This window comes from Salmonella sp. NW177, from assembly GCF_051811585.1.
GTDB classification, from domain to species: Bacteria; Pseudomonadota; Gammaproteobacteria; order Enterobacterales; family Enterobacteriaceae; genus Salmonella; species Salmonella enterica.
Map to the genome: position 1 here is coordinate 1,198,780 of NZ_JAMMZV010000001.1, position 19,045 is coordinate 1,217,824.

Genomic DNA, 19,045 nt, shown 5'->3' on the forward strand with positions numbered 1-19,045 from the left:
CCAAAATGAGTTTCCGAATGTTTCCATAAGCTCGCTCACCGCCCCTTTTGTGGCGGTGAACTTTACGCGCTTTGCTTATTAATTACGAGCTTTAAAAAAACTCGTTTAACGGATTGATGACAGGCGAGACGCGTCAATATGGAACAGGCGAGCAAAGTTATCGGTGGTGATCTGCGCCAGTTCTTCAACGGCAACCCCTTTCAATACCGCCATATATTCTGCGACGTCGCGTACCATCGCAGGCTGGTTCTCTTTACCGCGATGCGGCACCGGCGCCAGATAAGGAGAATCGGTCTCGACTAACAACCGATCCAGCGGCACATAGCGCGCCGCATCACGCAACTGTTCAGCGTTACGGAACGTTACGATGCCGGAAAAAGAGATATAAAACCCCAGATCCAGCAATTTGCCGGCCGTTTCTCTGTCTTCTGTAAAACAGTGTAGTACGCCGCCGCAATCCGTCACTTTTTCTTCGCGCAGGATAGCCAGCGTATCGGCACGCGCGTCGCGAGTATGGACAATCACCGGTTTACGCAATTCGCGGCCAATCTGGATATGATGAATAAAAGACGCCTGCTGGCGGATTTTGGTCTCAGGCGTGTAAAAGTAATCAAGCCCGGTCTCGCCCATCGCCACCACATCGTCTTCTGCAGCAAGGAGGCGCAGTTCTTCTACGTCATATGCTTCATCCTGATTTAACGGATGCACGCCGCAGGAAAAGACCACATTATCGCGCTTGCCCACCAGCTTGCGCATATGGCGATACCCCGGCAGCGTCGTCGCCACCGCTAAACAGAACTTCACATCGCGCGCGGCGGCTTTCGCCAGCACATCGTCCACGTCCTTATGCAAAGATTGATAATCCAGACCATCAAGATGGCAGTGTGAGTCGACTAAAAACATAATGTCTCTCTCAAAGATGAGGAACAGGCAACAAGGTGCCTGGTTGCAGGTAATGCTCGATGCGGAGAATGAGATCGGTTAATACCAGTTCGCGGTTTAATCCGGTCACATGGAGTAATTGATCACGGCAATGGCAAACATCGTTCAGGATTGCCTGAATACGCGCCGGGGATAGCGGCCCCGCCAGCGCGGCAACAACCGCGTCCGCATCAACGTTTGTCAGGTACGACGCGCCGTGCTGACGTTTCAGCGCGTCTACCAGCAGCGTCGCCAGCCAATGCAGGCGCGCCGGGGCTTGCTCATGATTGAGCGCCGTTAATAACGCATACCAGTCGCCCGTATGCAAACTGTCCATTAACGCCTGACACAGCGCCTCACGCTGCGCCCAGCGTTCAGACTGCAACAGCGCCAGCGCGGCGCCGGGCGATCCCGCGTTCAGGCGTAGCGCCGTGAGCAATGCTTCTTGTGACGCCGTCACTTCTCGTGATAGCCATGACATCGCATACGATTCGGACGGCGGCGCCAGATGATGCAGCCGGCAGCGGCTGCGTAATGTCGCCAACAGACGAGCAGGCTCCGGGCTGGCAAGGAAAAACCAGGTTTGCTCCGGCGGCTCTTCCAGCGTTTTGAGCAACGCATTGGCGGCGGCGTCGGTTAATAGCGCCGCATCCGCAATCCACACCACCTTCGCGCCGCCCAGACGGGAGTGCTCGTACAATTTCTCGCTGACCTCGCGTACCGCATCTACGCCGAGGCTGCTTTTGCCTTTATCCGGCGTCAGCGTGTAATAGTCCGGATGCGTGCCAGCCTGCATAAGCTGACAGCCACGGCAATGCCCACAGCTTTTGTGGCCCTCAGGCTGCTGGCATAACAGATAACGGCTCAGCGCATAGCACAGCGCCTCGTCGCCCATGCCAGGTAAGGCCTGAATCAGTAGCGCATGGTGCCCACGTCCCGCCTGGTAACTTTCTACCAGTTTTTCATAGGCGGGCCGTAACCATGGATACCATTTCATGCCGCTTGCTCCTGCACCCACTTCGTCACCGTGGCGCGAATGTCGCGCATGACGGCATCCAGCGGCTGGGTCGCGTCAATGGTGCGGATACGCGAGTCTTGCGCCGCCAGTTCCAGATAGCGCGCGCGAGTCCGGTTAAAGAAATCAAAAGATTCCTGCTCAATGCGATCCAAATCGCCGCGCGCTCTGGCGCGTTTTAGCCCGACTTCCGGCGTGACATCCAGATACAGCGTCAGGTCAGGGCGAAAATCGCCCAGCACGGCATCGCGTAGTGTCGCCAGCATGGTTTGATCAATGCCGCGCCCTCCCCCCTGATACGCCTGGGTTGAGAGATCGTGGCGATCGCCGATCACCCATATGCCTTGCGCCAGCGCGGGTTTGATTACCGTTTCGACGAGCTGTACGCGAGCGGCATAAAACATCAGCACTTCCGCTTTATCGGTAATCACTTCGTCGCCTACCGATCGAATATCCAACACCAGACTTCTTAGTTTTTCGGCAAGCTGCGTACCGCCCGGCTCACGGGTAAAAATCATATTACGAATACCCAGTTGCTCAAGGGTCTCCACCACCACGTCGCGCGCAGTGGTTTTTCCGGCGCCTTCCAGGCCCTCGATGACGATATAATTACTGCCCATTTTTTTCCTTAAGCACTTTCAGGTACTCCTGCACTGACCGATTATGGCTGGCAAGATTGGTGTTAAATGTGTGACCACCTTTACCGTCGGCCACAAAATAGAGATACGGCGTTTTCGCCGGATGCGCCGCCGCCTGCAATGACGCTTCGCTGGGCGATGCGATCGGTCCTGGCGGCAGCCCGGTTATGGTATACGTGTTATAAGCCGTCGGCTTTTCCAGATCCGCACGCGACAAGTTACCATTATAACTCGTCCCCATCCCGTAAATCACGGTGGGATCGGTCTGAAGGCGCATACCGATTCTCAGGCGATTAATAAAGACTGAGGCCACCTGATCGCGTTCGCTGGCGACAGCCGTCTCTTTTTCAATAATCGAGGCCATTGTCACCAGTTGGTTCTGATCTTTATAAGGCAGCCCCTCGGCCCGGCCTTTCCAGACAGTATCGACAGCTTTCACCATCTTTTGATGCGCTCGCTTGAGAATAGCGACATCGCTGGTGTTGGCGGTATACATCCAGGTATCAGGCCAGAACCACCCTTCTACCCATTCCGGGTGCGCAAGCTTTAATGCCTGAGCGACAGTGGCATAGTCATCATCCGGCAATGTATGGCGAATATACGGCGCCTCTCGTAGCTGTTTCAGGTAATCGCTAAGGCGCATCCCTTCCACAAACCGCAACGGGAATTGCGCTTCTTTGCCGCTCTCCAGCAACTCAAGCATTTCCCGTACGGTCATCCCCGGCGTAAAACGGTAAGTTCCCGCTTTAAAGTGCGATAACTCAGGCTCCACGCGCAGCAGCCACTGAAATACCCGGGGGCGATTAATGATTTTTTCATCATAAAGCTGGTCGCCAAGCGCCAGCCGCCCCGTTCCCGCCTTGAGCGTAAAGATAGTCTCGTTTTTAATAAGTAACGTGCTGTTCGCCAGATGGCGAACTTTCCACATCCCCACGCCCGCGGCAATACCCAGCACAACCAACAGCAGAAGGAAAACGCCTGACAATTTTTTCATAACTAATTCGGATGCTCACAAAATGGGGCTAAAAATTGAAACAGTGTTCGCGAAGAATACGACGTCCCGTGATAGGCGCGTATGGGAATAATCGGCATTAGCGCGTTGCAGATGATAATCTCATCCGCCTGCCTGACTGCCTCCTCTCTCGCCTGTACTTCAAGAACCTGGAAAGGAGATTGCGCCAGTTGGCGTAAACAAAATTGTCGCATAATGCCGTTCACCCCGGCCTGATCCAGACGCGGCGTAAAAACAATGTCGCCTGTACGCCAGAACAAATTAGCCGCACAGCATTCCGTAACCCATCCCTCGCTGTCAAGAACCAGCGCCTCATCGGCGTCCGTCTGCTCAAGATGAGAGCGAATCAACACCTGTTCGAGACGGTTCAGATGTTTTAATCCGGCAAGATAAGGATTGCGCCCAAGCGGTATGGGACTAAGGGTAAGAGTGATGCCTTGCTTACGCCACTGAGAATAATAAGCGGGATAAGCAGAAACGGAGAGGATTCGGGTAGCTGCCTGACAATTCATGGCGCTGTATCCCCGGCCGCCGCTGCCACGGCTAATGATCACTTTCAACACGCCTGAATCATGCCCTGTGGCCAACATTGTCATCTCTTGCCGAAGGGTCGCCCAATGGCTAAAAGCGATCCGTAATTTTTCACAGGCAACCTGCAAGCGCTGAAGATGCGCTTCCAGATGGCAAATGTTGCCATCAACAATACGTGCGGTCGTAAAACTGCCATCGCCGAACTGCGTCGCCCGGTCGCTTACAGCAAGTTGATCCTGCGCATGGCCATTAATTAAAAACATAGTGGCTCCTTATCCGTCGCCTGCTAGTGTGGCAGGATGAATAACGCAGAACAAGAGATGATATGCCTGATAAAAAAGGCCCGACAAGCGGACCTTTTTATTAATGTCTGTCTCTGACTTAACTTAGATCTTTTTAAAAATCAAGGAACCGTTAGTTCCGCCAAAGCCAAAGGAGTTACACAGAGCATACTCCAGATCGCTGACCTGGCGCGCTTCATGCGGCACGAAGTCCAGATCGCAACCTTCATCCGGGTTATCCAGATTAATGGTTGGCGGAATGGCCTGATCGCGTAGCGCCAGAATAGAGAAAATAGACTCTACTGCGCCTGCGGCGCCCAACAGATGGCCGGTCATCGATTTGGTCGAGCTCACCATCACTCGGCTTGCGGCATCGCCAAAGACTGACTTAACCGCCTGCGTCTCAGCTTTGTCGCCGGCAGGCGTCGACGTGCCGTGCGCGTTGACGTAGCCAATCTGAGCAGGCTCAATCGCGGCATCACGCAACGCGTTAACCATCGCCAGCGCAGCGCCTGCGCCATTTTCCGGCGGCGACGTCATATGGTAAGCATCGCTGCTCATACCAAAGCCGACGATTTCAGCATAGATTTTCGCACCACGCGCTTTTGCATGTTCGTACTCTTCAAGCACCAACATACCGGCACCGTCGCCCAGTACAAAACCATCGCGTTCTTTATCCCACGGACGGCTCGCCGCCTGTGGGTTATCGTTGCGGGTCGACAGCGCGCGCGCTGCGCCAAAACCGCCTACGCCCAGCGGCGTACTGGCTTTTTCTGCGCCACCTGCCACCATCGCGTCCGCATCGCCATAGGCGATGATACGCGCGGCATGGCCGATGTTATGCACGCCTGAAGTACAGGCAGTCGCAATAGAGATGCTTGGCCCACGCAGGCCATACATGATAGTCAGATGGCCTGCTACCATGTTAACAATCGTCGACGGGACAAAGAACGGGCTAATCTTACGCGGTCCGCCTTTTACCAGCGAACTGTGGTTTTCTTCGATCAGACCGAGACCACCGATACCGGAGCCGATAGCGGCGCCAATACGGCTTGCGTTCTCTTCCGTCACTTCAAGGCCAGAATCCTGCATGGCCTGTACGCCAGCGACAATTCCATATTGAATGAAGGCATCCATCTTGCGCTGTTCTTTGCGCGAGATAATGTCATCACAGTTAAAATCCTTTACTAAGCCAGCAAATTTCGTTGCATAGGCGCTAGTATCGAAATGGTCGATCAGGCTGATGCCACTCTGACCGGCAAGGAGAGCTTTCCAGGTAGACTCTACGGTATTGCCGACAGGAGACAACATGCCCAGTCCGGTCACAACTACACGACGCTTAGACACGGTTGTCCTCCAGGGAGGGAAAATGATTCTAGTGGGACAAAAAGATAAAACTCAGGCGGTCGAACGACCGCCTGGAGATGTTCACTTACGCCTGGTGGCCGTTGATGTAATCAATGGCAGCCTGAACGGTGGTGATTTTCTCAGCTTCTTCGTCCGGAATCTCAGTATCAAACTCTTCTTCCAGAGCCATTACCAGCTCAACGGTGTCAAGAGAATCTGCGCCCAGGTCTTCAACGAAAGAAGCATTGTTGGTTACTTCTTCCTGCTTAACGCCCAGCTGTTCGCCGATAATTTTCTTAACGCGTTCTTCGATAGTGCTCATACTCTTAAATTTCCTATCAAAACTCGCTTTCGCGATGGTTTTCGTAGTGTATAAAATGTTGAAAAATTTGCAACTAAATCCCGGCAGGTCTTACCACGATTTTACGTTATTTTGCGGCCTTTCGCCCTAATAACGCAAATATTTTTCAATCGTGATTAAACCATGTACATTCCGCCGTTGACGTGCAGAGTCTCACCAGTGATGTAACTCGCTTCGTCAGAGGCTAAAAATGCAACCGCGCTGGCGATTTCCTGAGCGCCGCCGAGGCGACCCGCAGGCACCTGCGCCAGGATACCCGCACGCTGATCGTCAGACAGCGCACGCGTCATGTCCGTTTCAATAAAACCCGGAGCCACAACATTGACAGTAATACCACGGGACGCAACTTCACGCGCCAGTGATTTACTGAAACCGATCAGGCCCGCTTTCGCCGCAGCGTAGTTTGCCTGACCTGCATTTCCCATGGTACCAACCACAGAACCAATAGTGATAATGCGACCACAACGCTTTTTCATCATAGCGCGCATTACCGCTTTTGACAGGCGGAAAACGGATGATAAGTTGGTTTCGATAATATCGTTCCACTCATCATCTTTCATTCGCATCAACAGATTATCACGAGTGATACCGGCATTATTAACCAGGATATCCACTTCACCAAATTCTGCGCGAATATTTTCCAGAACAGATTCAATAGATGCAGGATCGGTCACATTCAACATCAAACCTTTCCCGTTAGCACCTAAATAGTCGCTAATGTTCTTCGCACCATTTTCACTGGTCGCAGTCCCGATAACTTTCGCGCCGCGGGCAACGAGAGTCTCTGCAATTGCGCGGCCTATGCCACGGCTTGCACCAGTCACCAGCGCAATCTTTCCTTCAAAGCTCATGGTTTTCCTCTTTTATTGCGTAAGTGCCGCAGACAGCGCCGCCGGCTCGTTCAGCGCCGACGCTGTCAGGGTGTCGACAATACGTTTCGTCAGACCAGTGAGGACTTTACCTGGACCCACTTCATAAAGATGTTCAACGCCCTGCGCCGCGATAAATTCCACGCTCTTCGTCCACTGTACCGGATTGTACAACTGGCGAACCAGCGCATCGCGGATAGCGGCGGCATCGGTTTCACATTTCACGTCAACGTTGTTCACTACCGGCACCGTTGGCGCGTTAAAGGTAATTTTGGCTAATTCAACCGCCAGCTTATCTGCCGCTGGTTTCATCAGCGCGCAGTGCGACGGTACGCTCACCGGCAGCGGCAGCGCGCGTTTCGCGCCAGCGGCTTTACAGGCTGCGCCCGCGCGTTCTACCGCCTCTTTATGCCCGGCGATAACCACCTGTCCCGGCGAGTTAAAGTTAACCGGCGAAACAACCTGCCCTTCGGCAGATTCTTCACAGGCTTTAGCAATAGAGGCATCATCCAGCCCGATGATCGCAGACATGCCGCCAGTACCTTCCGGAACCGCTTCCTGCATGAATTTACCACGCATTTCCACCAGACGAACGGCATCAGCAAAGTTGATGACGCCAGCGCAAACCAGCGCGGAATATTCGCCCAGGCTGTGACCTGCCATTAACGCAGGCATTTTACCGCCCTGCTGCTGCCAAACGCGCCAAAGCGCGACGGAAGCGGTTAATAACGCCGGCTGCGTCTGCCAGGTTTTATTCAATTCTTCCGCTGGACCTTGCTGGGTGAGCGCCCACAGATCATATCCCAGAGCCGCAGAAGCTTCAGCAAACGTTTCTTCTACGATAGGGTAATTTGCCGCCATTTCGGCCAACATCCCAACGCTCTGAGAACCCTGACCGGGGAACACAAATGCAAATTGCGTCATGTTTAAATCCTTATACTAGAAACGAATCAGCGCGGAGCCCCAGGTGAATCCCCCCCCGAAGGCTTCAAGCAATACCAGCTGACCGGCTTTAATTCGCCCGTCACGCACGGCTTCATCCAGCGCGCACGGCACAGAAGCCGCGGAGGTATTACCGTGCCTGTCCAGCGTGACGACGACATTGTCCATCGACATGCCGAGTTTTTTCGCTGTCGCGCTAATGATACGCAGGTTAGCCTGATGCGGCACCAGCCAATCGAGTTCTGAGCGATCCAGGTTATTAGCCGCCAGCGTCTCATCGACAATATGCGCCAGTTCAGTGACCGCCACTTTAAAGACTTCATTGCCCGCCATCGTCAGGTAAATCGGGTTATCCGGATTTACGCGATCGGCATTCGGCAGGGTCAGTAATTCACCGTAACGGCCATCGGCATGAAGATGAGTGGAGATAATACCCGGTTCTTCAGAAGCGCTCAGTACGGCCGCGCCTGCGCCATCGCCGAAAATAATGATCGTACCGCGATCGCCAGGATCGCAAGTGCGGGCTAATACATCGGAACCGACCACCAGCGCGTGTTTAACCGCGCCGGATTTAACGTACTGGTCGGCGATGCTTAACGCGTAGGTGAAACCTGCGCACGCTGCCGCGACATCAAACGCCGGGCAACCTTTAATACCGAGCATACTTTGAATCTGACATGCCGCGCTTGGAAATGCATGCGTTGCTGATGTGGTAGCCACCACAATCAAGCCAATTTGGTCTTTATCGATCCCCGCCATCTCAATCGCGCGATTTGCAGCGGTAAAGCCCATCGTCGCGACAGTTTCATTCGGCGCGGCGATATGGCGTTCACGAATACCTGTACGAGTGACAATCCACTCGTCAGAGGTCTCAACCATTTTTTCCAGATCGGCGTTAGTCCGCACTTGTTCGGGCAGATAGCTGCCAGTACCAATAATCTTCGTATACATGTACGCTCAGTCACTTTTCGGTTATATACCGTTACCTGTAAACGTCTGGCACGCTGGCGGCGCCGGGGAGACAGCGATATTATCTGTGCGCCCGCAGGTTTACGCCTTTGCCATCGTCCAGCGGTTCAAATCCGGCTGGGTATACAGATTCCAGGCGAGCGGCAATTCGCTGAGGAACTTGTCGCTGCACCGCCTGCACTGCCTGTTCAATCGCGACTGCAAATGCTCGCTGATTGGCCGCACCATGACTTTTTATCACCGTGCCGCGCAATCCTAACAGACAGGCGCCATTATACTGGTCGGGGTTGAGGTGACTGAATCGCCTCGTCAGGCTTTTTTGTAACCAACGTTTTAATAACAGCAGCCACCACGACCGTTTTTTCCCCTCGCCCTGTGATTTCAGCAGTGAAAGGAACATTCTGACAACCCCCTCCATCGTTTTAAGTGTGACATTGCCTGTAAAACCGTCACACACCAGTACATCGGTTTTTCCCGTCAGTAACTCATTCGCCTCAAGGTAGCCGATGTAATTGATGGTTGGGACTGTTTTTAACATTAAAGAGGCTTCGCGAATACTGTCGAGGCCTTTGGTTTCTTCTTCCCCGATATTGAGTAGCGCCACGCGGGGATTTTTGATCCCGACGACCTCTTCCGCCAAAACGGCGCCCATCACGGCAAACTGCACCAGCATGGTACTGTCACAGTCGACGTTGGCCCCCAAATCAAGCACTACCGTTTTGCCCTTTTGCTGGTGCGGTAATACCGTCACCAACGCCGGACGCTCAATCCCCTCAAGAGGCTTGAGTAATAATTTCGCCAGCCCCATCAGCGCCCCGGTATTACCGGCGCTAACGCAAGCTTCGGCTCGGCCTTCTTTCACAAGCTCCAGGGCCACACGCATGGATGTCCCGCGACTGGCGCGGATCGCCTGCGAAGGCCGGGCATCACTGGCAATAACTGACTGTGCAGGGATAATCTGCAGACGCGAACGTTGTTCAAAGTCAGCTTTGGCAAGTAATGGCGTGATAATATCGGGATTCCCGACTAAAAGAAGAGTGAGCTGCGAATTAGCGTTCAGTGCCTGCAATGCTGCAGGCACCGTCACGGAAGGACCAAAATCGCCCCCCATGACATCTAACGCCAGGGTTAGACGTGTCAAGGTATCGTCGCTGCCTGGTTCGGTGTTCTCCGCTTACGCGGAGAAATCCTCACTAAGCTTTATCACGCTTGTACTCTTCGGCTTTTACACCACAGGCACGCCTGTGATGCAAAAGGCATCGAGTATCGCGCGATTACTTAGCGATGACCTTACGGCCGCGGTAGTAACCGTCGGCAGTGATGTGGTGACGCAGGTGTTTTTCACCAGAAGTTTTGTCTACAGACAGGCTGGTGACTGCGGTCAGAGCGTCATGGGAACGACGCATGCCACGTTTGGAACGGGTTGGTTTATTCTGTTGTACGGCCATGGACCTTACTCCTCAATTACGGTTTATCCCTGCGTCCGCGGGGAAGACCTATTACTTACGCTTTAAGCTGGCTAATACGGCAAATGGGTTTGGCTTTTGCGCTTCATCAGGCAGTTCGCCAAAGACCATGTCCGCCTCGGACACTTCACAGTGTTCAGAATCATGCACCGGAACTACCGGCAAGGCGAGGATGATTTCATCTTCAACCGTCGCCAGCAGATCGATTTCGCCGAATTCGTTTACCTCAATCGGCTCATACGCTTCCGGCAGTGCTTCAGCCTGCTCGTCGGAACGGACAGGGCTAAAACAATACGTTGTGTGAACCTGATGGGTAAACGGTTTCCCGCAACGCTGGCATTCGAGCGACACCGTAACGACCGCATCGCCGGTTAAAACGGCGAGACGCTGGTTATCGATAGCGAACGACATGGAGCATTCCACATCACTGTCCACACTGACTACAGATTCGGCAACGCGCTCAACCTGATCGGGGGTATAGATACCCTGGTAATCAAGGCGTTTTTGAGCGGTACGAACCGGATCAAGAGTCAGGGGTAATTTTACCTTTTGCATAGGGCGCGCATATTAACTTCGTAACGTCATATAGTCAAAGAAAAAGGCAGCCTACGGTTGCCTTTTGCCAATAATTCGCACACATTGCGGGTTACAGACTTATTTTCGCTCAAGACGAGTCAGTATGACAGGCTTGAAGACCGAAGAGCATAGTTTAAGATGGCTCTCATCATTACGCTATATCTGAGGGAAAAAATATGCCCCGTCTCATCCTTGCGTCTACCTCTCCCTGGCGTCGCGCGCTGCTGGAAAAGCTGACGATTCCTTTCGAATGCGCCGCGCCGGATGTTGATGAAACCCCCATGCCGGGCGAAGCGCCGCGTCAGTTGGTGCTGCGGCTGGCGCAGGCGAAGGCGCAATCGCTCGCCGCGCGTTTCCCGAATCATTTGATTATTGGCTCCGACCAAATTTGTGTTCTGGACGGCGAAATCACCGGCAAACCGCTGACGGAAGAAAAAGCGCGTCAGCAATTAGCCAAAGCCAGCGGAAATATTGTGACGTTTTATACCGGACTGGCACTGTATAACTCCGCCTCCGGGCACTTACAAACCGAAGTGGAGCCTTTTGACGTTCATTTTCGCCATTTAAGCGAAGCGGAAATAGACGACTATGTCCGTAAAGAGCATCCGCTGCACTGCGCGGGAAGTTTTAAAAGCGAAGGTTTAGGCATTGCATTATTTGAGCGCCTGGAGGGCCGCGATCCGAACACGCTGATCGGCTTGCCGCTTATTGCTCTGTGCCAGATGCTGCGACGGGAAGGCTTCAACCCGCTACTGCAGTAAACGGATATTCTGTAGGCTTTTCAAATACCGCTAAAAGCCGTTTCTGCACGTGTTGGTAGTTATCTCCCGTTTATTGGGGAGCAGTTTCGACCGCTTCCAGTTCTAACCAACTGGAAAGCGCTTGTTGTGAACAATTTAGCTCCTGCCGATCTTCACTCTCTTCGTGCGGGCCCGTTTCCTGGTCAATCCATTCACCGACCAGAAAAAAAGCATTGGTATTACGAACCGATGTACGGTGCGTTTTATCCCATAGGGTATCAACAGCGGTGTACGTGCGCGTTAATGAATTCCCCATCTCAGTTCAGTTTTGTAAAAACACATGTTCTCAATACTCGCCTGACGCGCTCTACGGCGTCAAAAGCGGCTTACAAACTTATTCTCGCGAGCAACTCTCAGGACGTTTACTGTCCTGAAACCTTCCCTTTGCGACTCGTTAAATTCCATCTCGCGATGAGTTTACGCCCCCCCTAACATTGCTTCACCTCACGACACATTCCTTTAATTAACGCCGCCAGCATCCGCCGCATCTTGTTGACTATTTATAAATTCAACCATCTGCTGAGTAAGATGGTTTATATCATTCTGCGTAATGAAAAAATTAAATTGTTGATCCTGAAAGTGTTCTTTTGCTGCCAGGTCGGCAAAAACCGCTTTTCCATTCGTTTCAAAGCGGACTTTATTTCCCTGTTTTTGCAGAAACTCGCCCATCGCGACCAGCTGGTCGAGCCGCTTTCCGCGCAGAAAATAATAGCGAGTCATCGTCTCATCCAGCGGTGTTACGGTTTTATTCCACGCAGCGTCAAAGACAGGCTTCACATCAGAGGGGAGCTTTAAAGCAGAATATTTTTTTCTGTTTTCACTACTCACATTTTTCAACCGAAGGATAAATCGATTGTTTACGTCACGAGCCACACGTAGCTCGTTCAGGAAAACCAGATTATCACGCTCAGACTGGATAACACCGGTGATCTTATCCTCCTGGCCGGTCTCATACACCACAGCAAAGATTTGCCCGTAGGCAGCTAATAGTACATCGTAGTCATCGGCGTAATGACCAAAAGCCTGACGTTGGGCTGGCGTCAACTCACAGACGCCCACCACGGGAGACGTAATGATTTGCGTATTCAAATACTCCACGAAAGCCCGTCGTGAACTATCGCCCTTCCCTTCGCAACCGGCCAACATCGCGATAACGAACGGCACGATAACGTATTTTCCCCAACGCTGTGTAAATGAGCGCATCCAGCTAGTGTTGGCCATCTGTTCGTCCTTAAACGCGCCGAAATCCGGATCGCAAGAATAAACAGTACACAACGGTAAAAATGCGTCGGATACAGCAAAACAAAAATATTATGAGAAAAGTGAGATTCGGGCAGATAACCTGCCCGAAAGAGGAACTATTTTGCGTTACGCAGCACCTGCAGACAGCGCTTCAGGGCGTTATCCATTGGCGCTTCAATGCGCATGACTTCGCCCGTTCCCGGATGCGTGAACTTCAGCGCCGCGGCGTGCAGAAAGAGACGTTTAAGACCGGTTCCCGCTTCGGTAAGCTGTTGATCAAACTCACGGTCGCCGTAGCGATCGTCGAACGCAATAGGGTGACCGGCATATTGGGTATGTACGCGAATCTGATGCGTACGGCCCGTGACCGGGCTACAGCGCACCAGCGTGGCGAAGGCATAGCGCTCTTCCACCTTGAAGCGCGTTTCTGACGGTTTGCCTTCCTGGCTCACGCGAACAATGCGTTCGCCGCTTTGCAGAATGTTCTTTAATAATGGCGCCTGTACGGTTTTAACGTGCGATTGCCACTGGCCGCGCACCAGCGCCAGATAATCTTTCTGCATTCCCTTTTCGCGCAGTTGTTCATGCAGCGAACGCAGCGCGGAGCGTTTTTTCGCCACCAACAGCACGCCGGAGGTATCGCGGTCAAGACGATGCACCAGTTCCAGGAATCGCGCTTCCGGACGCAACGCCCGCAGCCCTTCGATGACGCCAAAACTTAACCCGCTCCCGCCGTGTACGGCGGTGCCGGAAGGCTTATTCAGCACCAGAATATGGTCGTCTTCATACAAAATGACGTCCGCCAACGCCGCCACTTTTTGCAAATGCGGCGACACGGCCTCTTCTTCGCGTTCAGCAACGCGAACCGGCGGAATGCGGACTTCATCGCCCGCTTCCAGTTTGTATTCCGGTTTAATGCGTTTTTTGTTCACCCGCACCTCGCCTTTACGCAAGATGCGATAAATCATACTTTTTGGTACCCCTTTCAGTTGGGTGCGCAAAAAGTTATCAATGCGTTGCCCCGCTTCGTCAGCGGCGATAGCAACAATTTTTACGGATGGCGTTTCTGTTTTCATGGGGGGCGATTCTAAATAGCCTGTGAGATTCGCGCCACACATTTTTCTATGCTTATAGAGACGTCTACGCCAGTGGTTGAACATTTTTCACTGCGGTTTTGCTGGTTATTAAAGCGATTGGCTCGCGCTGGTGAAAAAACTGTGAGTAAGCGGGTGATAAATGGTAAAAGTCATCTTGCTATAACAAGGTTAGCAGTGGAATAATGATGCGGTTTCCGCACCGAAACTTGTTAAAACAAAAAGTTTAGCGGAATAACCCATTTTGTCTGACCGATCATCAACGCAGCAATGGCGTAAGACGTATTGATTTTTCAGACAGTTAGCGGGCTGCGGGTTGCAGTCCTTACCGGTAGATAGGATCTTCTCTGGAGAGTAATGCCCAGGCTGCTTCCCTGATAATTGCGCTGTGTTTCCGTATGAAATACAGGCAACCGACACTCTGCGCCTCTTTGAGCTGACGATAACCGTGAGGTTGGCGACGCGAAATAGTCACGAGGCCATCGGTTCATGCCCGGTAAGGCGTCACCATGCCCGCAGCTTAGTCGTCAACGTAAGAATAATGAGTAAGTTACGATGAAAAGAATGTTAATCAACGCGACTCAGCAGGAAGAGTTGCGCGTCGCCCTTGTAGATGGGCAGCGTCTGTACGATCTGGATATAGAAAGCCCCGGACACGAGCAGAAAAAAGCGAACATCTATAAAGGCAAAATTACCCGTATTGAACCGAGCCTGGAAGCGGCTTTTGTTGATTACGGCGCAGAACGCCACGGTTTCCTCCCGTTAAAAGAAATTGCCCGCGAATATTTCCCCGCTAACTACAGCGCTCATGGTCGCCCGAACATTAAAGACGTGTTACGCGAAGGCCAGGAAGTCATTGTTCAAATCGATAAAGAAGAGCGCGGCAACAAAGGCGCGGCGTTAACCACCTTTATCAGTCTGGCGGGCAGCTACCTGGTACTGATGCCGAATAACCCGCGCGCGGGTGGTATTTCCCGTCGCATTGAAGGCGACGATCGTACCGAGTTAAAAGAAGCGTTGGCCAGTCTGGAACTTCCTGAAGGGATGGGGCTTATCGTGCGTACCGCGGGCGTGGGTAAATCCGCCGAAGCGTTGCAGTGGGATTTAAGCTTCCGCCTGAAACACTGGGAAGCCATTCAGAAAGCCGCTGAAAGCCGTCCCGCGCCGTTCCTGATCCATCAGGAAAGCAACGTCATCGTACGCGCGTTTCGCGACTATCTGCGTCAGGATATCGGTGAAATCCTGATCGACAATCCAAAAGTGATGGAAATGGCGCGTCAGCATATCGCCGCGTTGGGCCGCCCGGATTTTAGCAGCAAAATTAAGCTGTACACCGGTGAAATCCCGTTGTTCAGCCATTACCAGATCGAATCGCAGATCGAGTCAGCGTTCCAGCGTGAAGTGCGCCTGCCCTCCGGCGGCTCCATCGTCATTGACAGTACCGAAGCGTTAACCGCCATCGATATCAACTCCGCCCGCGCGACTCGCGGCGGCGATATCGAAGAAACGGCGTTTAATACCAACCTGGAAGCGGCCGATGAGATTGCCCGCCAGTTGCGTCTGCGCGACCTGGGCGGCCTGATCGTTATCGACTTTATCGATATGACGCCGGTACGTCACCAGCGCGCGGTAGAAAACCGTCTGCGTGAAGCGGTACGTCAGGACCGGGCGCGTATTCAGATTAGCCATATTTCCCGCTTCGGCCTGCTCGAAATGTCGCGTCAGCGCCTGAGCCCGTCGCTGGGCGAATCCAGCCATCACGTGTGTCCGCGCTGTAGCGGTACCGGCACCGTGCGCGATAACGAATCTCTGTCGCTGTCCATTCTGCGCCTGATTGAAGAAGAAGCGCTGAAAGAGAATACGCAGGAAGTCCATGCCATTGTTCCTGTGCCGATCGCCTCTTATCTGCTTAACGAAAAACGGACGGCAGTGAACGCTATTGAGACGCGTCAGGATGGCGTCCGCTGTGTCATCGTCCCGAACGATCAGATGGAAACGCCGCACTATTCCGTGCTGCGCGTACGCAAAGGGGAAGAAACGCCGACCCTGAGCTACATGCTGCCGAAGCTGCACGAAGAAGCGATGGCGCTGCCTTCTGAAGAAGAGTACGCCGAGCGTAAACGCCCGGAACAGCCTGCGCTGGCGACATTCGCTATGCCAGATGTGCCTCCGGCGCCGACGCCTGTCGAACCGGCGGTTAGCGTCGCCACGGCGAAAAAGGATAATGTTGCCGCCGCGCAGCCTGCCCAGCCGGGTCTGTTTAGCCGCTTCCTTAACGCGCTGAAACAACTGTTCAGCGGTGAAGAAACGAAAGCCGTCGAAACAGCCGCACCGAAAGCGGAAGAAAAAGCGGAGCGTCAGCAGGATCGTCGCAAGCCACGGCAGAACAACCGTCGCGATCGTAACGAACGCCGCGACACCCGTGATAACCGTGCCGGACGTGACGGCGGCGAGAGCCGCGACGATAATCGTCGTAACCGTCGCCAGGCGCAGCAGCAAAATGCGGAAACGCGCGACACCCGCCAGCAGGAAACGGCGGAAAAAGTGAAAACTGGCGATGAGCAGCAACAGACGCCGCGTCGCGAACGCAGCCGCCGCCGCAATGATGACAAGCGCCAGGCGCAGCAGGAAGTAAAAGCGCTTAACCGCGAAGAACAGCCTGTCCAGGAGACCGAGCAGGAAGAACGCGTTCAGCAGGTTCAGCCGCGCCGCAAGCAGCGTCAGCTTAATCAGAAAGTCCGCTTTACCAACAGCGCAGTGGTTGAAACGGTTGACACGCCGGTCGTCGTCGACGAACCACGCCCGGTTGAAAACGTTGAACAGCCCGTTCCAGCGCCGCGTACCGAGCTGGCGAAAGTTGATTTACCTGTCGTTGCCGATATCACGCCGGAGCAGGATGATAGCGTAGAACCTCGCGATAATACCGGTATGCCGCGTCGCTCCCGCCGTTCTCCGCGCCACCTGCGCGTAAGCGGTCAGCGTCGCCGTCGCTATCGTGACGAGCGCTACCCGACACAATCGCCAATGCCGTTAACCGTCGCCTGCGCGTCGCCGGAAATGGCATCCGGTAAAGTCTGGATCCGCTACCCGATTGTCCGTCCTCAGGAAACGCAGGTTGTTGAAGAGCAGCGTGAAGCAGATCTGGCGCTGCCACAACCGGTTGTCGCTGAACAGCAGGTTATCGCTGCGACCGTAGCGCTCGAACCACAAGCGTCGGTACAGGCAGTAGAAAACGTTGCCGTTGAGCCGCAGACCGTCGCCGAACCACAGGCGCCGGAAGTCGTCGAGGTCGAGACAACGCATCCGGAAGTGATTGCCGCGCCGGTTGATGAACAGCCGCAACTGATTGTCGAAAGCGATACGCCGGAAGCGCAAGAGGTTATTGCTGACGCCGAACCGGTAGCAGAAACCGCCGACGCGTCCATTACGGTGGCTGAAAACGTGGCTGATGTTGTCGTTGTCGAGCCAGAAGAAGAGACAAAAGCGGAAGCGGCTGTTGTGGAGCACACGGCAGAAGAAACCGTTATCGCACCGGCCCAGGTGGTGGAAAAGCCGCAGGACGTTGTCTGCGTTGACGATCATAACCACGCCAGCGCGCCGATGACGCGTGCGCCAGCGCCGGAATATGTGCCGGAAACCCCGCACCATAGCGACTGGCAGCGCCCTTCCTTCCACTTTGAAGGTAAAGGCGCAGCAGGCGGACACAGCGCCACACGTCACGCCAGCGCCCCGGCGACACGACCACAGCCGGTAGAATGATGTAAATGCTGATACAAAGCCGACCGCCAGGTCGGCTTTTTTATGCCCCTTACAGGGCGATGCCTCACCCCATGGCGTCTTTTAGTCACTCCAGGCGTTTATGAGATCGGGCGGGATAATACGTACGGATGGCGTCGCTACGGGCGCGACAATATGACCACTAACTCAATGACGACTAAAAAAATGCCCGCGCCGGGGTGGATGGCGCGGGCAGACAAAACATATCCAGTTTCGTGATATGTTTCAAAAAGAGGCGTTACCGGTTCAACTGGAAAAGCGACATTCCCTGCATGTCGGTAAACGTTTTATAGGACGCCTGTAATGCCGCCTGTTGCATGACGTAGGAGGAAATGACCGAGTTCCAGTCCACATCTACCAGGTTGCTCATCTGCAGTTTCTGTCCCAGCGCACGATCGCTTCCCAGTGAATCCAGCGTACTGAGTTCGCTCAGTTGCGTTCCCAGTTCCGCACGAACGGTCAGGACGTTATTAAGCGAATTTTTTAAGCCGCGATTGGTTTTATCAATGGCGGCAGCGGCCTTTTCTTTTTCCACGTCATTGCCTTCCACCGGGGTCTTGAGCGCGGCAATTGCCGTATCGAGCATGACAAACAGATTCTTTTCGGAGTCCGAGCCATCCGGTTCCGGCACCGCATTGCTGGTGATGCTATTAAAAATTTGCGCGCCCGTATGGCCAATTACCATCGTGCGTGCGGAATCCACCTGCTGGGTAACACTTTTCTCGCCGCCATGATAACCACCTGTCGCCTGGTCGAATGGCGCCGCTTCCGTTTTATACCCGGCAAAGATATAGCGACCATTGCCGTCAGTGCTGTTTGCCAGGTTCATCAGCTGATCGCGGATCCCCTGTAAATCCGTCGCCAGCGACGCGCGGTCATCGTCGCTTAACGTGCCGTTTCCGGCATAGACGATTTTTTCCTGCGCGGTTTGAATCGCCGTCGTCACCTGACTGAGTACGCTTTCTTCCAGCGACACTTTTTGGGTGGCAAACGTACGCGCCAGGGCATACTGGCTATTCTGCGCCTGCGCCTGAGAGAGTACTACCGCCTGCGACGCGGCGATCGGATCGTCAGATGGGTTGGTAACGCGCTTACCGGTAGACATCTGCTCGCCCAGCTTCATCCATTCGGCCTGAGAATTAGTGATGCCGCTCATATTTTGTTCGTACATCATCTGGGTACTGATACGCATGTCATCCTTCTC

General features: G+C 53.7%; 19 protein-coding genes. 2 read left to right on the forward strand and 17 right to left on the reverse strand.

Annotated elements, in window-relative coordinates; all coding sequences use genetic code 11:
• Positions 1–105: 105 nt before the first annotated feature.
• From NA986_RS06305 to yceD, 13 genes are all read right to left on the reverse strand, one after another.
• Entirely contained in the window at positions 106–903 is a 798-nt protein-coding gene (locus NA986_RS06305; protein ID WP_023216626.1) for a metal-dependent hydrolase, read from the reverse strand.
• Positions 904–913: 10 nt separating this feature from the next.
• Positions 914–1,918: a DNA polymerase III subunit delta' gene (gene holB, locus NA986_RS06310; protein WP_000872450.1), complete on the reverse strand. Its 1,005-nt coding sequence runs from the start codon at positions 1,916–1,918 to the stop codon at positions 914–916.
• Positions 1,915–2,556: a dTMP kinase gene (tmk, locus tag NA986_RS06315; protein ID WP_000535396.1), complete on the reverse strand. Its 642-nt coding sequence runs from the start codon at positions 2,554–2,556 to the stop codon at positions 1,915–1,917. Before tmk ends, holB begins: the two co-directional genes overlap by 4 nt.
• Positions 2,546–3,568: a cell division protein YceG gene (gene yceG, locus NA986_RS06320; protein ID WP_000736459.1), complete on the reverse strand. Its 1,023-nt coding sequence runs from the start codon at positions 3,566–3,568 to the stop codon at positions 2,546–2,548. The genes tmk and yceG overlap by 11 nt, the downstream gene beginning before the upstream one ends.
• Before the next feature lie 2 nt (positions 3,569–3,570).
• Entirely contained in the window at positions 3,571–4,380 is an 810-nt protein-coding gene (gene pabC / locus NA986_RS06325; protein WP_000478653.1) for an aminodeoxychorismate lyase, read from the reverse strand.
• Positions 4,381–4,503: 123 nt separating this feature from the next.
• Positions 4,504–5,745 (reverse strand): beta-ketoacyl-ACP synthase II, encoded by a 1,242-nt coding sequence (fabF, locus tag NA986_RS06330; protein ID WP_000044664.1) that lies wholly within the window; start codon positions 5,743–5,745, stop codon positions 4,504–4,506.
• Between the two features lie 85 nt (positions 5,746–5,830).
• Positions 5,831–6,067: an acyl carrier protein gene (gene acpP, locus NA986_RS06335; protein ID WP_000103754.1), complete on the reverse strand. Its 237-nt coding sequence runs from the start codon at positions 6,065–6,067 to the stop codon at positions 5,831–5,833.
• A gap of 155 nt (positions 6,068–6,222) precedes the next feature.
• Positions 6,223–6,957, reverse strand: a complete 735-nt coding sequence (gene fabG, locus NA986_RS06340) for a 3-oxoacyl-ACP reductase FabG (protein WP_000007236.1) — start codon at positions 6,955–6,957, stop codon at positions 6,223–6,225.
• A gap of 12 nt (positions 6,958–6,969) precedes the next feature.
• Entirely contained in the window at positions 6,970–7,899 is a 930-nt protein-coding gene (gene fabD, locus NA986_RS06345) for an ACP S-malonyltransferase (RefSeq protein ID WP_001529843.1), read from the reverse strand.
• A 15-nt stretch (positions 7,900–7,914) separates the two neighbouring features.
• Positions 7,915–8,868 (reverse strand): beta-ketoacyl-ACP synthase III, encoded by a 954-nt coding sequence (gene fabH, locus NA986_RS06350; protein ID WP_000288148.1) that lies wholly within the window; start codon positions 8,866–8,868, stop codon positions 7,915–7,917.
• 79 nt (positions 8,869–8,947) lie between these two features.
• Positions 8,948–10,027 (reverse strand): phosphate acyltransferase PlsX, encoded by a 1,080-nt coding sequence (plsX, locus tag NA986_RS06355; RefSeq protein WP_001518286.1) that lies wholly within the window; start codon positions 10,025–10,027, stop codon positions 8,948–8,950.
• A gap of 133 nt (positions 10,028–10,160) precedes the next feature.
• The gene (gene rpmF / locus NA986_RS06360) at positions 10,161–10,334 is read right to left on the reverse strand and encodes a 50S ribosomal protein L32 (RefSeq protein ID WP_000290727.1); all 174 of its coding nucleotides are present in this window, start codon (positions 10,332–10,334) and stop codon (positions 10,161–10,163) included.
• A gap of 51 nt (positions 10,335–10,385) precedes the next feature.
• Entirely contained in the window at positions 10,386–10,907 is a 522-nt protein-coding gene (gene yceD / locus NA986_RS06365) for a 23S rRNA accumulation protein YceD (RefSeq protein WP_001174492.1), read from the reverse strand.
• Positions 10,908–11,104: 197 nt separating this feature from the next.
• Between yceD and NA986_RS06370 the strand changes: the two genes are divergently transcribed.
• Positions 11,105–11,689 (forward strand): Maf family protein, encoded by a 585-nt coding sequence (locus tag NA986_RS06370; RefSeq protein WP_001137604.1) that lies wholly within the window; start codon positions 11,105–11,107, stop codon positions 11,687–11,689.
• Between the two features lie 70 nt (positions 11,690–11,759).
• Here the strand turns inward: NA986_RS06370 and NA986_RS06375 are convergent, their stop codons facing one another.
• From NA986_RS06375 to rluC, 3 genes are all read right to left on the reverse strand, one after another.
• Complete coding sequence (locus NA986_RS06375) at positions 11,760–11,984, reverse strand: hypothetical protein (RefSeq protein WP_070793860.1); 225 nt, start codon at positions 11,982–11,984, stop codon at positions 11,760–11,762.
• A gap of 203 nt (positions 11,985–12,187) precedes the next feature.
• Positions 12,188–12,931 carry a DUF3053 domain-containing protein gene (locus NA986_RS06380; protein ID WP_077248367.1) on the reverse strand — a complete coding sequence of 248 codons (744 nt, stop codon included), beginning with the start codon at positions 12,929–12,931 and terminating at the stop codon, positions 12,188–12,190.
• Positions 12,932–13,086: 155 nt separating this feature from the next.
• Positions 13,087–14,046: a 23S rRNA pseudouridine(955/2504/2580) synthase RluC gene (gene rluC / locus NA986_RS06385; RefSeq protein WP_000846319.1), complete on the reverse strand. Its 960-nt coding sequence runs from the start codon at positions 14,044–14,046 to the stop codon at positions 13,087–13,089.
• Positions 14,047–14,619: 573 nt separating this feature from the next.
• On the opposite strand from rluC, the gene rne reads away from it, so the two are divergent.
• Positions 14,620–17,823, forward strand: a complete 3,204-nt coding sequence (rne, locus tag NA986_RS06390) for a ribonuclease E (protein WP_070793861.1) — start codon at positions 14,620–14,622, stop codon at positions 17,821–17,823.
• Positions 17,824–18,079: 256 nt separating this feature from the next.
• Here the strand turns inward: rne and flgL are convergent, their stop codons facing one another.
• Positions 18,080–19,033: a flagellar hook-associated protein FlgL gene (flgL, locus tag NA986_RS06395; protein ID WP_001223032.1), complete on the reverse strand. Its 954-nt coding sequence runs from the start codon at positions 19,031–19,033 to the stop codon at positions 18,080–18,082.
• Positions 19,034–19,045: the final 12 nt, after the last annotated feature.

Coding starts and splice junctions, on each gene's coding strand:
- NA986_RS06305 (WP_023216626.1), bottom strand. CDS start 903: ATGTTTTTAGTCGACTCACACTGCCATCTTGATGGTCTGGATTATCAA.
- holB (WP_000872450.1), bottom strand. CDS start 1,918: ATGAAATGGTATCCATGGTTACGGCCCGCCTATGAAAAACTGGTAGAA.
- tmk (WP_000535396.1), bottom strand. CDS start 2,556: ATGGGCAGTAATTATATCGTCATCGAGGGCCTGGAAGGCGCCGGAAAA.
- yceG (WP_000736459.1), bottom strand. CDS start 3,568: ATGAAAAAATTGTCAGGCGTTTTCCTTCTGCTGTTGGTTGTGCTGGGT.
- pabC (WP_000478653.1), bottom strand. CDS start 4,380: ATGTTTTTAATTAATGGCCATGCGCAGGATCAACTTGCTGTAAGCGAC.
- acpP (WP_000103754.1), bottom strand. CDS start 6,067: ATGAGCACTATCGAAGAACGCGTTAAGAAAATTATCGGCGAACAGCTG.
- fabG (WP_000007236.1), bottom strand. CDS start 6,957: ATGAGCTTTGAAGGAAAGATTGCGCTGGTGACTGGTGCAAGCCGTGGC.
- fabD (WP_001529843.1), bottom strand. CDS start 7,899: ATGACGCAATTTGCATTTGTGTTCCCCGGTCAGGGTTCTCAGAGCGTT.
- fabH (WP_000288148.1), bottom strand. CDS start 8,868: ATGTATACGAAGATTATTGGTACTGGCAGCTATCTGCCCGAACAAGTG.
- rpmF (WP_000290727.1), bottom strand. CDS start 10,334: ATGGCCGTACAACAGAATAAACCAACCCGTTCCAAACGTGGCATGCGT.
- yceD (WP_001174492.1), bottom strand. CDS start 10,907: ATGCAAAAGGTAAAATTACCCCTGACTCTTGATCCGGTTCGTACCGCT.
- NA986_RS06370 (WP_001137604.1), top strand. CDS start 11,105: ATGCCCCGTCTCATCCTTGCGTCTACCTCTCCCTGGCGTCGCGCGCTG.
- NA986_RS06375 (WP_070793860.1), bottom strand. CDS start 11,984: ATGGGGAATTCATTAACGCGCACGTACACCGCTGTTGATACCCTATGG.
- NA986_RS06380 (WP_077248367.1), bottom strand. CDS start 12,931: ATGCGCTCATTTACACAGCGTTGGGGAAAATACGTTATCGTGCCGTTC.
- rluC (WP_000846319.1), bottom strand. CDS start 14,046: ATGAAAACAGAAACGCCATCCGTAAAAATTGTTGCTATCGCCGCTGAC.
- rne (WP_070793861.1), top strand. CDS start 14,620: ATGAAAAGAATGTTAATCAACGCGACTCAGCAGGAAGAGTTGCGCGTC.
- flgL (WP_001223032.1), bottom strand. CDS start 19,033: ATGCGTATCAGTACCCAGATGATGTACGAACAAAATATGAGCGGCATC.